This window comes from Ensifer sp. MJa1 (genome assembly GCF_037026475.1).
In the GTDB taxonomy this organism is placed as follows: domain Bacteria; phylum Pseudomonadota; class Alphaproteobacteria; order Rhizobiales; family Rhizobiaceae; genus Ensifer.
In genome coordinates, this window is the sequence record NZ_JAKUMO010000007.1 from 21970 (window position 1) to 35997 (window position 14028).

Here is a 14028-nt window from a genome sequence, read left to right on the forward strand (position 1 = left end):
ACCTCCCTGCCCGCTCTTGCCGAGCTATTTGCGCTGACGCCGCTATCAAGCGATCGCGATGAACACGCTGCCCGCTTCGACCTTCACCGGATAGGTCTTCAAGTTGACGCAGACGGGGGCGCCCTTGGCCTGACCGGTCTTGTAGTTGAAGCGGCCGTTGTGCTTCGGACATTCGATGATGTCGTCCATCACCAGGCCGTCAGCGAGATGGATGTGCTCGTGGGTGCAGAGCCCGTCGGTTGCGAAATACTCGTCGTCCGGACTGCGATAGACCGCGAAAGTACGCCCTTCGTGATCGAAGCGGATGACGTCCTCCTCGTCGATTTCTTCGGCCGCGCAGACTTCAACCCAGTTTCCGCTCATGATTTCCTCCCGTTTACTCAATTCGTTGGTTATTCGGCAGCGTGCACGATTGCGTCGCCGTGAAACTCTTGCCTGTAGGGCTTGGCCGTCGGCGGCAATTCGCGCCTCAGGAAGTAGTCTTCGTTGCGCAGTTGCCGCAGAAAGGCCGGGATCATTTCGCGATAACCGTGCAGCATCGACGGGTTCGGCGCCGGCAGGTCGTGCTTGATCATGGCATGCAGCTTCGGCAGTGCGTGGTAGGGCACCATGGGGAACATGTGATGTTCCACATGGTAGTTCATGTTCCAATAGACGAAGCGGCTCACCGGGTTCATGTAGACTGTGCGGCTGTTCAGCCGATGGTCGGTGACGTTATCGGCAAGGCCACCATGCTGGAGCAGACCGGTCAGCACATGGTGCCAGGCACCATAGACCCGCGGCAAACCGATCAGCATCAGCGGCAGGATCGAACCGAGATAGAAGCAGGCGGTAATCGTCACCGCATAGATCGCAAACCAGATGCGTGCGACAAGGATCGCCTTCGGCTGCTCCATCTCGGGAATGAAGGTCGCTTCTTCGGCGCTGATGATGCCAAGCGTGTTGCGGACCATATCGACGATCGCATGCCAGACATCGAGGATGCCGAAGAAGTTCAGGACGAGGCGCAGAAGGTCTGGTGGTCGCATCACCGCAATCTCGGGATCCCGACCGACGATTACCGTGTCGGTGTGGTGGCGGGTATGGCTCCAGCGCCAGGTGACCGGATTGCGCATGATCATGAAGCAGGCGACCTGGTAGACGGCGTCGTTCATCCACATCGTCTTGAACGCCGTGCCATGGCCGCATTCGTGCCAGCGACTGTCCGATGCAGAGCCATAGAGCACCCCATAGGCGAGGAAGAACGGAATGGCCCACCACGTGCCCCAGAAATAGATGCCGAGCGCGCCGAAAAGAATGAGACAGCCGAGCCAGATCGCAGTGTCTCGGATGGCCGGCCCGTCCTCGCGCTTCATCAGCTCCTTCATCTGCTTGCGTGGAATATCGGTGTGATACCATTCCGCGGCCGACAGCCCGTTCATAACGGCTGCCTCGGCATCTCGACCGAGCAGGCTGTAGTCGCGCTTCGTCGGCTTCGTCGTCATTTCCGCTCCTCCCTGCGATCCGACCGGATCTGGCCGGCGGCAACTCTTGTCGTGCAAAGACGATAGGTTGACTTTTGCAAGGCTTCAATGCAGCAATGATATATTCTCTCAAATGATGGCATTCATTGCATATCAGTCATGATGCAAACCTCTCAGGAGTCACCATGAGCAACCGACCGACCATCGCCGACCTCGCGCAGGCCGCCGGCGTCAGCGTTGCGACCGTCGATCGCGTATTGAATGGCCGCCATCCCGTGCGTGAGGAAACGGCGCGCCGCGTCTATGAGGCTGCAAAAGCGATCGGCTATCACGCCGTCGGCCTAATCCGGCAGCGCGTCTTTGAAGACCTGCCGCAATACAGGCTCGGCTTCGTCCTGCAGAAACCGGAGCAATCCTTTTATCAGGCGGTTGCGAAAGAGATCGAGAACGCTGCCCACGCGCTCTCGAATGCCCGCATCTCGGCGCAGATCGATTTCGTTGCCAGTTCGACGCCGACAGCAATCACCGAGAAGCTACAGGCATCGGCCGCGCGAAATCAGGCGATAGCGCTCGTTGCGCCCGACTTTCCCGCAGTGACCACGGCAATCGAGGACCTGAAGACGCGCGGTGTTCCCGTCTTTTCGCTGCTGTCAGACTTCGCCGCCGGGGTACGTGAAGGCTATGTCGGCCTCAACAATCACAAGGTCGGGCGCACAGCCGCATGGATGATCGCAAAAGCCGCCAAGCGACCCGGCAAGGTCGCAGCCTTCGTCGGTAGCCATCGCTTTCTCGGCCACGAAATGCGTGAGATCGGCTTCCGCTCCTATTTTCGCGAACATGCGCCGGATTTCGAGGTGCTCGACACGATGGTCAACCTCGACACGGCCGAAATCACCCACGAGGCGACACTCAACCTCTTGCAACGCCATCCTGATCTAATCGGCTTTTATGTTTGTGGCGGCGGCATGGAAGGCGCCATATCGGCGATCCGCGAAGAAAGGCTCGAGGGCAAGCTTATCGGCGTCGTCAACGAGTTGACGCCGGAATCGCGCGCCGCCCTTGCAGACAACGTCGTTACCCTGGCGGTTGCAACGCCAACGGCGATGCTCGCCCGGGAGACGATCAATCTGATGATACAGGCAATCAGCAAAGGCCCTACCGGAGCGCCTGGGCAAACCTTCCTGCCTTTTGATCTTTTCACGCCGGAGAACATTTAGGAACGTCTGATAGAATTGCATCACGATCGCTGGCCGATCTTGCAGAGATGCAAGCCGTTTGAGCGTCATGCCTTTTGAGGACGCTTCCCCCATTGGTGATTTGCCCGAGCCCCTATAAATGGAACGAACGTTCTATTTTTGGACGCACAACCAATTCCATTGGAGGAGACATTCCCGTGACCGCCCTGCCCTTCGCCCTTAATCATATGACGACACCGCGCCTGCCGCTTGCCGCCTTCTTCGAGCTGGCAAAATCACTCGGCATGTCATCGGTCGAGATCCGCAACGACCTCACAGACAATGCCATCCTCGACGGGACGCCGGCAAAGGAAGTGGCCGCGCTCGCTGACCGTCACGGCATCACCATCATCTCGATCAACGCCCTTCAGAGGTTCAACGAGTGGAACGCTGCCCGACAGGCAGAAGCAGAAGAACTCATCTCTTATGCGCGCGACTGCGGCGCCAAGGCCCTTGTTCTGGTGCCGGTCAATGACGGCCGTGGCCAGGCAGATGGTGAACGCCAGGCAAGTCTGCGGGCGGCGCTTGCCGGCCTCAAGCCCATGCTTGAGGCGGCTGGAATCATCGGCCTTGTCGAGCCGCTCGGCTTCGAAATCTGCTCCCTTCGCTCAAAGACCGAGGCGGTTGCTGCAATCAAGGCGGTGAGCGGCGAAGATACCTTCCGGCTGGTGCACGACACGTTCCACCATCATCTCGCCGGCGAGCCCGCAATCTATCCTGAGATGACCGGCCTTGTGCATATCTCAGGCGTGACCGATGGACGCGTGGCCGTGTCGGATTTGCGCGATTCGCACCGGGTTCTCGTCGATCAAGGCGACGTTCTCGACAATATCGGGCAGGTTCGACGCCTGCGCTCGGAAGGCTATCAGGGCGCACTTTCCTTCGAGCCGTTCGCCCCCGAAGTTCACGACATTGCCGATCCAGCCGCCGCCGTTAAGCAGAGCATGAACTATATGCAGTCTCGCATTTGACCACCGACGCGGTAAACGCTCGAAACTCACGCGGGGCGCCGCAACAGGCCTTGACGGCGCCTCGATAAAATGGAATACATATTCCGTGGATGCAATTTACTGGTTTGTTTATTCCGTTTTGGTCAGGGGCGTAGCGGGAGTGCCGCCTCTGATTGGGGATGAGCGCAAATCCTCAAAGGATTGCGCTCCCGGCAGGAGAAGGTGTCGCCGGGCACCGTTTGTGGAGGAGAAAGACAATGAAGAAATTCGTATTGGGCACGGCGCTCGCCGTGATGATGTCGACGGCAGCGCACGCCGAGACCATCGGCGTATCCATGGCCCTTTTCGACGACAACTTCCTCACCGTTCTGCGCAACGGCATGTCTGATTATGCCAAGACGCTCGACGGCGTCGAGCTGCAGATCGAAGACGCACAGAACGACGTTTCCAAGCAGCAGAGCCAGATCCAGAACTTCATCGCCGCCGGTGTAACCGCCATCATCGTCAACCCGGTTGATACCGACGCCACGGCCGCCATGTCGAAGATCGCCGCTGATGCCGGCATTCCGCTCGTCTATGTGAACCGCGAGCCGGTCAATGTCGACACGCTGCCGGAAAAGCAGGCTTTCGTCGCCTCGAACGAACAGGAATCGGGTACGCTGCAGACGCAGGAAATCTGCAAGATGCTTGGTGGCAAGGGCAAGGCCGTCGTCATGATGGGTGAACTCTCCAACCAGGCCGCCCGCATGCGCACCAAGGATATCCATGACGTTCTGGCGACCGATCAGTGCAAGGGCATCGAGATCGTCGAGGAGCAGACCGCCAACTGGTCCCGCACGCAAGGATCCGACCTTCTGACGAACTGGCTTTCAGCCGGCGTTGAGTTCGATGCTGTCATTTCGAACAACGACGAAATGGCTATCGGCGCTATCCAGGCCCTCAAAGCCGCTGGACGCTCGATGGACTCCGTCGTCATCGGCGGCATCGACGCAACGCAGGATGCGCTGGCAGCAATGGCTGCAGGCGACCTCGACGTCACGGTGTTCCAGAACGCTGCTGGCCAGGGCAAGGGCTCGGTCGACGCCGCCCTGAAACTCGCCAAGGGCGAGCCGGTCGAGAAGAAGGTCTACATCCCCTTCGAGCTCGTCACCAAGGACAACCTCGACAAGTATCAGGCGAAGAACTGATCTCAGCAATCGAGAGCGCGGGAAAGCCCGCGCTCTCGTTCAATATGCAAGTCCGACCGCAAATGCCTGCGTCGGTTGGACGCCGCATGCGGTAAATTAGGCTGGTCACCCGCCAGCTATGAGGACTTTCCGCAATTGGCGGAAACGACGGGGGAGGCAAGAAACATGACGCTCAGTCCGACAACGATGGCAGCCGTGCGCGCCAGCGGCGCGGTACCCAAGGCCGAATATCTTCTTTCTGCGGAAGGCATCCGCAAGGAATTCCCGGGCGTCATCGCCCTCGATGATGTCGAGTTCAAGCTGAAGCGCGGCACAGTCCATGCGCTGATGGGCGAAAACGGCGCCGGCAAATCCACCCTGATGAAAATCCTTGCCGGCATCTATACGCCCGACAAGGGCGACGTGAAGCTGAAGGGTGTCGAAATCCGGCTCAAATCGCCGCTCGATGCGCTCGAAAACGGCATCGCGATGATCCATCAGGAACTGAACCTGATGCCATTCATGACGGTCGCGGAAAACATCTGGATCCGCCGCGAACCGAAGAACCGCTTCGGCTTCGTCGACCATGGCGAGATGAACCGCATCACTGCCAAGCTTTTCGAGCGCCTGAAGATCAAGATCGATCCCGAGATCGAGGTCCGTCACCTCTCCGTCGCCAACCGTCAGATGGTCGAGATCGCAAAGGCCGTCTCCTACGAATCTGACGTGCTGATCATGGACGAGCCGACCTCGGCGCTGACCGAGCGTGAAGTCGCGCACCTGTTCGAGATTATTCGCGATCTGCGCGAACAGGGCATCGGCATTGTCTACATCACCCACAAGATGAACGAGCTGTTCGAAATCGCCGACGAATTCTCGGTATTCCGCGACGGCAAGTACATTGGCACGCACGCCTCCAGCGACGTTACCCGCGACGACATCATCCGCATGATGGTTGGTCGAGAGATCACCCAGATGTTCCCGAAAGAAGAAGTGCCGATCGGCGACGTCGTCCTTTCAGTGAAGAACCTGGCGCTCGACGGCGTCTTCCGTGACGTTTCGTTCGATGTACGCGCCGGCGAGATCCTCGGCATTGCCGGCCTTGTCGGCTCGGGCCGCTCAAATGTCGCTGAAACGCTCTTTGGCGTGACGCCGGCAAGCTCCGGCACGATTTCGATCGATGGCAAGACCCTTTCGATCGACAGTCCGAACAAGGCGATCAAAAACCGCATGGCGTTCCTGACCGAAGACCGCAAGGACACCGGCTGTCTGCTCATCCTCGATATTCTCGAGAACATGCAAATTGCCGTGCTTCAGGACCGGTTCGTCAAGAGCGGTTTCGTCACCGAGAAGCAGATCACGGCCGCCTGCGAAGAGATGAGCCGCAAGCTGCGCGTCAAGACGCCGAACCTGCAGGAGCGGATCGAGAACCTTTCGGGCGGCAACCAGCAGAAGGTGCTGATCGGCCGCTGGCTGCTCACCAATCCGCGCATCCTGATCCTCGACGAACCGACACGCGGCATCGATGTCGGCGCCAAGGCGGAAATCCACCGCCTCGTTACCGAACTCGCCCGCAACGGCGTCGCCGTCATCATGATCTCCTCGGAAATGCCTGAGGTGCTCGGCATGAGCGATCGCATCATGGTCATGCATGAGGGGCGCGTCACCGGCTTCCTCGACAGGGCGGAAGCAACCCAGATCAAGGTCATGGAGCTCGCCGCGAGCTGAGCGGGAAACGACCCGAATAAAGGGAGGAGTGAAAATGGATACCAATATCGCCGCACAGGGCACGAGCACGCCGCTCTCAGGCGCAAAGCGCCGCCTGCCCCCCGAGTTCAACATCTTCCTGGTGCTGATCGGCATCGCGCTGGTCTATGAGGTGCTCGGCTGGATCTTTGTCGGCCAGAGCTTCCTGATGAACCCGCAGCGCCTGACGATCATGATCCTTCAGGTGGCGGTCATCGGCATCATCGCCGTCGGCGTGACCCAGGTCATCATCACAGGCGGCATCGATCTTTCCTCCGGATCCGTCGTAGGCATGACCGCGATGATCTCCGCAAGTGTCGCCCAGGCCTCCACCTGGCCGCGCGCGCTCTATCCGTCGCTGACCGACATGCCAGCGATCGTTCCAATCGGGCTTGGTATCGGCATCGGGCTGCTCGCCGGCTTCATCAACGGCCAACTCATCGCCCGCACCAAAATCCCGCCCTTCATTGCCACGCTCGGCATGATGGTCTCGGCCCGCGGTATCTCCAAGTGGTACACCAAGGGCCAGCCGGTCTCGGGCCTGACGGAACAGTTCAACTTCATCGGTACAGGCATCTGGCCCGTGATCGTGTTCCTCGTCGTCGCCATCATCTTTCACATTGCGCTGCGCTACACCCGCTATGGCAAGTTTACGTATGCGATCGGCGCCAACGTTCAGGCGGCCCGTGTGTCGGGTATCAACGTCGAGGCACATCTGATCAAGGTCTATGCCATTGCCGGCATGCTGGCAGGTCTCGCCGGCGTCGTCACCGCGGCCCGCGCGCAGACGGCACAGGCCGGCATGGGTGTCATGTATGAACTCGACGCAATCGCTGCGACCGTCATCGGCGGCACGTCGCTGACGGGCGGCGTCGGCCGGATCACCGGCACGGTCATCGGCACCATCATCCTTGGCGTCATGACCTCCGGCTTCACGTTCCTGCGCGTCGATGCTTACTACCAGGAAATCGTCAAGGGCCTGATCATCGTCGCCGCCGTCGTCATCGACGTCTATCGACAGAAAAACCGCAAGAAGGCGTAAGCCTCAAAAGAACAACTCTCCTCCCAGTGAAGCCAACTGGCCGGGATGATGAAAATCATCCCGGCATTTTGTTTCTCGGTACCACGTATTTCACCTTCCGCCGGGCACTTTCGACATATGCTTGGCACGCAGGGCAGCTCCAGCGCCGGCGCTCTGGCGAAATCGATCGCGATGCACTATATGGCAGGCGTGCAAAACTATCGGAGACTTACCATGTTGTCGCAGCGCAAGCTTGCGAGCCAGTTTCAGCCGCGTTTCGTTCTTCAGCTCTGGAACGCGATGCTGCGGGTACAGACCCGCGAGACAGCTACCCTCTTCGGCCAACGCGGCCGCTAAGCAAGCTCATAAAATCAAGACTGCCTGATCACCCCCGGCGCGTCCTTCCGGACGGCCACAGTGGTGGATTATCTACGACCCGGTCCCGACAGGGAGCCGGGTCGAGGCGGCTTTGACGGCTCGTCGCCTGCGGCGCAGTGCGAACTTTCCCAAGCGCTAGGCATCTGCATCGGACTAACCGGCCGGAAAGAGAATGGTCACTTTGAGACCGCGACCGTCGGCTCCCCAAGTCCGGTCGTTGCCCTGAGGCAGAGCCCCGCCGGCGAGCCGCCCCGTCGCCGGCGCGGTACAAGCTTCCGAAATCGGCAGCCCAGGCTCTGGATAGGACAGGCTGCTCAGCAGCGCCCCCGATTATCACTCTCATCACGCGGCAGCGTCCATGGCGCCGCTATAGCAAAGTCGGCCCCGCGCGGCGATTTAGTGGATGCGCCGGGAGCGTTCCGGAGTTGCAATGTGCCGGGTCGATGATCGCCACAGACTGCTTGAGCGAGGAAGCCGCAACGTCTGCTGGCTGGCGCCCGACGACGAGCGGCAGGGTCGGAGGCTTGGCCTTGCCCAGGAGCGGCGGCGCCGTCACCCGGACAACGCCTCCGGGTCTCGGCGTTGTTGCCGCGATACAGGTCTGGCTGAGCTTCACCATGCTGATGCCAAGCCCGTCGCGTGCGGACTGGATATCCGGTTGGATCTCGAGCGCCTTGCGAAAGGCATCCGTGGCATCAGCGTGATTGTCCAGCGCCTGCAGGGCGTTTCCGAGCCTCACCCAGCCCTTCGCCAGATGCGGCACAACGACCAACAGCTTCTCGAACGCGGCCGCGGCTGCCTGATGGTCGCCCTTGTCCGCTAGCAGTTGGCCGAGCGCGTAGAGGGTCAGCGCGTGGGCGGGATCGGCATCAAGGATCTGGCGGTAGGCGTTCTCCGCCTCCGCCGTTTGGCCCTTCTCGTGGTTCTTGTTCGCCTCGCTGAAGATGCCCGAGAGCGTCCTTGGGTCGAGCCGGTCACCCAGGTTGCGGCGGGTGCGGGTCTGCACGACCTTGCAGGTGATGAGTTTGTCGCTGGCGCCGAAGGTGTATTTGTATGCCTCGTCGCCGCGCAGGAAGTCATAGGTCCGGTAGCCGTTCGCAATGGCGTGGCGGATGCTGTAGGCGTGCAGCACAAGTCCCGGCGGCACGATCTCGGCGCTCTCGTCGCGCCCGGCCATGTTGAAGAAGTACGTCTTCTTCACCGGATCGATGAAGGTCGCCAAGGCGCCGAGCGGTCGATCCCGGTGCCACAGGACAGGCAGGAACAGGCTGCCATCGGCGAAGGCATCGTTGAGAACGCGCCGGTTGGTGTTCAGGATCCCGGACAGGCGATTGCCCTTGCGGGGCCCCCATCGATTCTTCCAGAAATCGAGGAGGATGCCGATGTCGCGCTTGATCGTTGCAGCATCCGCCAGCGTGATGCGGAATTCTTCCGAACCGTCCACCTTGCGGAGGAACCGCCTCAGCTTCTGGCGCATGTTGGTGCCGAGCTTCTGCTCGAGATACGCGTCCCATGTCTCGGGCAGGTCGACGGACGGACATTTGGCGTTGTCAACGTTGTCTACTGCGTTGACCCTGCTCAGGGTCCGCATAGTGAGCTGCTTGTCCTCGAGATTCTCGAGAAAGCTGCGCAGACGGCCGCTGGACATGTACAGGTTGTCGAGATGCAGATTTGCCCAGTGCATCCTTCTCAGATGCTTGGCAAAGGCCGCCATGGCCGCCCGAGCGAATTCGGGAGCGCAGACCGCCCCGGTGTAGTCCGCGACGTAGGAACCGCCCATGTGGATGTCGTGGTAGAAAATTCCGGCTTTGCCGTTCATTCGGGTCTTCAACCGCAGGGGCATCAGCGCCACGTAAGGTGAAGAGCCCGTGCCCTGGCTTGCAGCCAGAACGAACCATTGGCCTTCGAAGTACCGGAAGAAGGCTGAAATGAATTGCCAGGACAGGAAATACTGCGCGTCCGGATCCGCCCTGTAGAGCTTGTCCCAGTTCTGCTTCAGCCTATCAAGATCTTCCCGTCTGGAAATGACGTCGATACGCATTACTGCCTCCGCCATACTATTTCAGGAACCTTCTCGCGTTCGTCAAGTCAACTCCAAACTCGCGGCTCCGTCAAGTAAACGGCCGGCTTGAACTCGAATTGACGGCGGTTTGTGGGACGAGCCCGAACCACAACCTGCGCAACCCTGCATCCGACAACATCGGCGATGGGTAACAACCTCGGAAAGGTCTGTATAGACATCAAGTTGATCGTTGGAGACGTCCGTTGCGACGGTAGAATTCGAATACCTGTACTATGCCGCCGGAAAGAGGATTGTCACTTTGAGACCGCGACCGTCGGCTCCTTCGTCAAGGCCGGTCGTTGCCCCATAAAGCGCCGCGATCTCCTCGACGATCGGCAGGCCGAGCCCTGAGCCCGGCGCTTCGCTGCCGCCACGCTCGAAGCGGCGAAGCACTGTCTCGCGCAATTCTGCCCGAATGCCAGGCCCATTGTCCTCGACTTCGAGGGAGACGGACGCCCCTTGGGCCAGAACGCGTGTTGTCACCTCCGCGCCGCTTCCGGCATAGAGCAAGGCGTTGCCGATCAGGTTCTTCAGCATCTCGCTGACAAGAAGCGGTTCGGCGCGAATGAAGGCCTCGCTGTCCCCGTCGAAACCGAGATCGATATTGGCCTCACCTGCCGCTGGCACGTGTTCAGCGGTGACCTCGCGCACGAGTTCAGCAAGGTCGATGCGCTCCAGCATGCGCGCTCCGTCCTTGCCGGCCGCATCGATTTTCGCCATCAGCAGCAATTGCCCGAGGATGCGCTCGGCATTGGCAACCGCCTCGTCGGCCTTCTTCACCGCGCCGTGCATCTCGTCGATCGATCCCGCGCGCTGCGCCAGGGCGAGTTGCGTCCGGATGATGGCAAGGGGCGTGCGCAACTGGTGGCTGGCATTGCCGGTGAAGTTCCGGAGCGCATCGAGCGCCGACTGCAGGCGCCCCATGAAGGAATTGACCGTGTCGACCAGCCCCTGAACCTCGTTCGGCACCCTCTCGCCGATCGGATGCAGGTCGTCCGGGCTGCGCTCCGAAATTGCATCGCCAAGCCGATAGAGTGGGCGGAGGGAAAACGTGACCGCGATCCAGACGATCACCGCCGCGCCGACAATCATCATGAAGAGACGTAAGGCCGATCGGAAGAGAATGGTCTGCGCCAATTGCCGCCGCGCGATCGTGGTCTCGGCAACCGTGACAACGAAGGGCACCGAATTGATGCCGGTCGAAGCGGACCGGCGAAGCGCTGCAATCCGGATCGGTTCACCGCGGAAAATGGAGTCCGCAAAGGTCGTGGACGCTCCGGGCTCTTCTGCCAGCGACGGCAGCGTCTGGTATCCGGTGATGAACTGCCCAGGCGGCCCGTCGACCCGATAGAAGACCCGGTCCTGCGCGGCCGAAGTCAACATCTCCAGGGCGACATAGGGAATATCGACTTCAAGCGAGCCGTCCTCCGCCACCACCACGCGCTCGGCAATTGCAAGAGCCGAGCCGGCGAGAACCCGGTCGGAGACAACGTTGGCGGTTTTCACCGCCTCGCGGTAGGTGTCGGTAAGCGCAATGACGCCGATGACGGCTGTCGAGATCAGCAGCCAGCCGAGAAGGCGCCGGCGGAGGGAGTAAACCGCCTGCGTCATTCCGGTCCGGCCGACTTGTCGAGATAATAACCGATGCCGCGGGCGGTACGCACGGTCAGCCCGTGCGGCGCCAAGCGCTTGCGCAAGCGGCTGACATATTGCTCGATCGCGTTTGGGCTCAGGTCATCGTCAAAGCCCGTCAGCGACTGCATGATCGCATCCTTGGCAACCACCTTGCCGGCGCGCATGAACAGAAGTTCGAGAAGCCCAAGCTCGCGCGCCGGGATTTCGATCGGAACGCCGCCCGACGAAAAGCTGCGGGTGTTGAGATCGAGCGAGACGTTGCCGTAGCTCACCGTCGACGCCCTCAGCCCCGCCTGGCGGCGCAAAAGCACGCGCACCCGCGCTTCGAGTTCACCGACATCGAACGGCTTGATCATGTAGTCATCGGCTCCAAGATCGAGCCCCTTGATCCGCTCTTCGGGGGCACCCCTTGCAGTCAGGATCAACACCGCTGCCCGGTTCTGCCGCGCGCGCATCGCACGCAACACGTCGAGACCATCCATTTCCGGCAGATTGAGGTCGAGAATGACAAGGTCGAAGGTCTCGGCAGCAGCGACCGCATGCGCCGACGCGCCATCGCTGACGACGTCGACGGCGTAGCCGCTGCCACGCAAGATGGCCGACAGACCCTCGGCGAGGTCCTGGTTGTCCTCAACAAGCAAGATGCGCAAATAACGTCACTCCCTGGACCACCTTATCCGCCGACGCCTTGCTTGTGAACGGTGAGACACTGAGGCATTGTGGATTCATGCGGTTCTTGATTTCTCTTCTCTTTTTCGCCCTCTGTCCCCAGCTGCTCTTGGCGGCGCCGATCATATTTCCAGCACTTTCCGGCAAATCCGACGCCCGTACCCTCATCGTCTACTCGTCGCTCGACGAGCCGCTGGCACGCCCGATGATCGTCGGTTTCCAGCGGGTCAATCCGGATGTCGCAGTGCGCTACGAGGACATGCTGACGGGAGAAATCTACGATCGCATTATCAAAGAGACGGACGCCGGGATGAAGACGGCGGACTTTGCCTTTTCGTCTGCCATGGACCTGCAAGTCAAGCTCAGCAACGATGGTTACGCCCAGCGCAGCGACCTGCCGATGAGCGACCGTTGGCCCGCCTGGGCGAACTGGCGCAACACGGCATACGCGCTCACCTTCGAGCCGGCAGTCTTCGTCTATCACAAGCCGAGTTTCACCAAGGAAACGCCGCCATCGACGCGCACAGAGTTCATCGACTACCTGAGGCGGCAGGGTGCTTCTGTCTTCGGCCGCATCGGAACTTATGACATCGAGCGCTCCGGCGTCGGTTTTTTGTTCATGTCGCGTGACCAGGAACAGTTCGGCAACATCTGGGACGTCATCCAGGCCATGGGGGCTGCCGGGGTCAAGCTCTATTCGACCAGCGAAGCCATCCTCGAGCGCGTCTCTGACGGTCGCTTCGTGCTCGGCTACAACATTCTCGGATCCTACGCGGCCGACTGGGCCTCCCGCCATCCGGATGTTGGCATCGTACTGCCGAAAGACTACACGGTGGTGATGTCGCGGATCGGCCTCGTCCCGCAGGCCTCGACCTCCCCCGATCTCGGCCGGCGCTATCTCGAATTCTTCATGTCAAAGGAAGGGCAGACAATCATGGCACGCGAGTTGCAGATCCCCGCCGTCAGCCCTGAGGTCGCCGGTGAAAACACCGCCAACACCATGCAGGAGATGCTGGGAGGCCAACTGCGACCCGTGCCTGTCAGCCCAGGGCTGATGGTCTATCTCGATCAGGTGAAACGCTCGCGGCTCATTGCCAAGTGGAACGAGATGCTGAGGCTGCACTGACGCGCAGCCGTCTCGCGTCAGGCCGCAGAGCCTCGGCATTCTGGCTTTCTGCCCTTACACCTTTTTGCCCGAGCGGTCGGATCGCGCGGCTTGTGTCGACACATTGAGCTCGACGGCGGCGCGAAAGAGCGCGATCAGCGCTTCTTCGTCGATTTTGTCGCCCTCATGAACGTCGATGGCGCGCCGTGTGTTACCCTCGAGGCTGGAATTGAAGAGCTGCGACGGATCGTCGAGCGATGCCCCCTTTGCGAAGGTCATCTTGACGACAGCCTTGTAAGTTTCGCCGGTACAGATAATGCCGGCATGTTCCCAAACCGGGACCCCTCGCCACTTCCATTGCTCGACGACGTCTGGATCGGCCTCTTTGATGAGCTTTCGCAACCGCGCCAGCACGTCCCCACGCCAGTCGCCGAGCTCGGCGATCCGCGCATCGATCCGTTCGGATGCCGACGCCTCTCCTTCCGGCACAGTGCTTTCTTTCGTTTTCGCAGCAGCCTTCTTCACCATGATCGCTCTCCCGTAACCGCTTCGATATCGCACGTTGCTATTGGCATCGCTACCCGGTGTTTCCATGGGT

General features: G+C 60.5%; 13 protein-coding genes. 7 read left to right on the forward strand and 6 right to left on the reverse strand.

The genetic code is table 11. From position 1 onward, the window contains the following. Window positions 1-45: 45 nt before the first annotated feature. Window positions 46-363 carry a MocE family 2Fe-2S type ferredoxin gene (locus tag MKZ91_RS11475; protein WP_336171015.1) on the reverse strand — a complete coding sequence of 106 codons (318 nt, stop codon included), beginning with the start codon at window positions 361-363 and terminating at the stop codon, window positions 46-48. Window positions 364-392: 29 nt separating this feature from the next. After that, on the reverse strand, window positions 393-1484 hold the full coding sequence (locus MKZ91_RS11480) for a fatty acid desaturase family protein (RefSeq protein WP_336171016.1): 1092 nt from the start codon (window positions 1482-1484) through the stop codon (window positions 393-395). Window positions 1485-1648: 164 nt separating this feature from the next. Between MKZ91_RS11480 and MKZ91_RS11485 the strand changes: the two genes are divergently transcribed. The 6 genes from MKZ91_RS11485 (at window position 1649) to MKZ91_RS11510 (ending at window position 7938) form a co-directional block, all read left to right on the forward strand. After that, window positions 1649-2680 carry a LacI family DNA-binding transcriptional regulator gene (locus MKZ91_RS11485; RefSeq protein ID WP_336171017.1) on the forward strand — a complete coding sequence of 344 codons (1032 nt, stop codon included), beginning with the start codon at window positions 1649-1651 and terminating at the stop codon, window positions 2678-2680. A 176-nt stretch (window positions 2681-2856) separates the two neighbouring features. Continuing rightward, complete coding sequence (locus tag MKZ91_RS11490; protein WP_336171018.1) at window positions 2857-3669, forward strand: TIM barrel protein; 813 nt, start codon at window positions 2857-2859, stop codon at window positions 3667-3669. 236 nt (window positions 3670-3905) lie between these two features. Beyond that, a complete protein-coding gene (locus MKZ91_RS11495; RefSeq protein WP_336171019.1) occupies window positions 3906-4835 on the forward strand; it encodes a sugar ABC transporter substrate-binding protein in 930 nt (309 codons plus the stop codon). A gap of 165 nt (window positions 4836-5000) precedes the next feature. Further along, window positions 5001-6542, forward strand: coding sequence for a sugar ABC transporter ATP-binding protein (locus MKZ91_RS11500; RefSeq protein WP_336171020.1), 1542 nt, complete (start codon window positions 5001-5003; stop codon window positions 6540-6542). A 34-nt stretch (window positions 6543-6576) separates the two neighbouring features. Beyond that, on the forward strand, window positions 6577-7602 hold the full coding sequence (locus MKZ91_RS11505) for an ABC transporter permease (protein ID WP_336171021.1): 1026 nt from the start codon (window positions 6577-6579) through the stop codon (window positions 7600-7602). A 45-nt stretch (window positions 7603-7647) separates the two neighbouring features. Then, window positions 7648-7938, forward strand: a complete 291-nt coding sequence (locus MKZ91_RS11510) for a hypothetical protein (RefSeq protein WP_336171022.1) — start codon at window positions 7648-7650, stop codon at window positions 7936-7938. Window positions 7939-8326: 388 nt separating this feature from the next. Here the strand turns inward: MKZ91_RS11510 and MKZ91_RS11515 are convergent, their stop codons facing one another. From MKZ91_RS11515 to MKZ91_RS11525, 3 genes are all read right to left on the reverse strand, one after another. Further along, the gene (locus MKZ91_RS11515; protein WP_336171023.1) at window positions 8327-9778 is read right to left on the reverse strand and encodes a GNAT family N-acetyltransferase; all 1452 of its coding nucleotides are present in this window, start codon (window positions 9776-9778) and stop codon (window positions 8327-8329) included. Between the two features lie 474 nt (window positions 9779-10252). After that, window positions 10253-11632 (reverse strand): sensor histidine kinase, encoded by a 1380-nt coding sequence (locus MKZ91_RS11520; RefSeq protein ID WP_336171024.1) that lies wholly within the window; start codon window positions 11630-11632, stop codon window positions 10253-10255. Further along, window positions 11629-12306, reverse strand: coding sequence for a response regulator transcription factor (locus MKZ91_RS11525; RefSeq protein WP_336171025.1), 678 nt, complete (start codon window positions 12304-12306; stop codon window positions 11629-11631). Before MKZ91_RS11525 ends, MKZ91_RS11520 begins: the two co-directional genes overlap by 4 nt. Window positions 12307-12383: 77 nt before the next feature. Here MKZ91_RS11525 and MKZ91_RS11530 point away from each other — a divergent pair, with 77 nt between their 5' ends. Further along, window positions 12384-13451 (forward strand): ABC transporter substrate-binding protein, encoded by a 1068-nt coding sequence (locus MKZ91_RS11530; RefSeq protein ID WP_336171026.1) that lies wholly within the window; start codon window positions 12384-12386, stop codon window positions 13449-13451. A gap of 54 nt (window positions 13452-13505) precedes the next feature. Here the strand turns inward: MKZ91_RS11530 and MKZ91_RS11535 are convergent, their stop codons facing one another. Further along, window positions 13506-13958, reverse strand: a complete 453-nt coding sequence (locus MKZ91_RS11535) for a DUF1801 domain-containing protein (RefSeq protein WP_336171027.1) — start codon at window positions 13956-13958, stop codon at window positions 13506-13508. Between the last annotated feature and the right edge of the window lie 70 nt (window positions 13959-14028).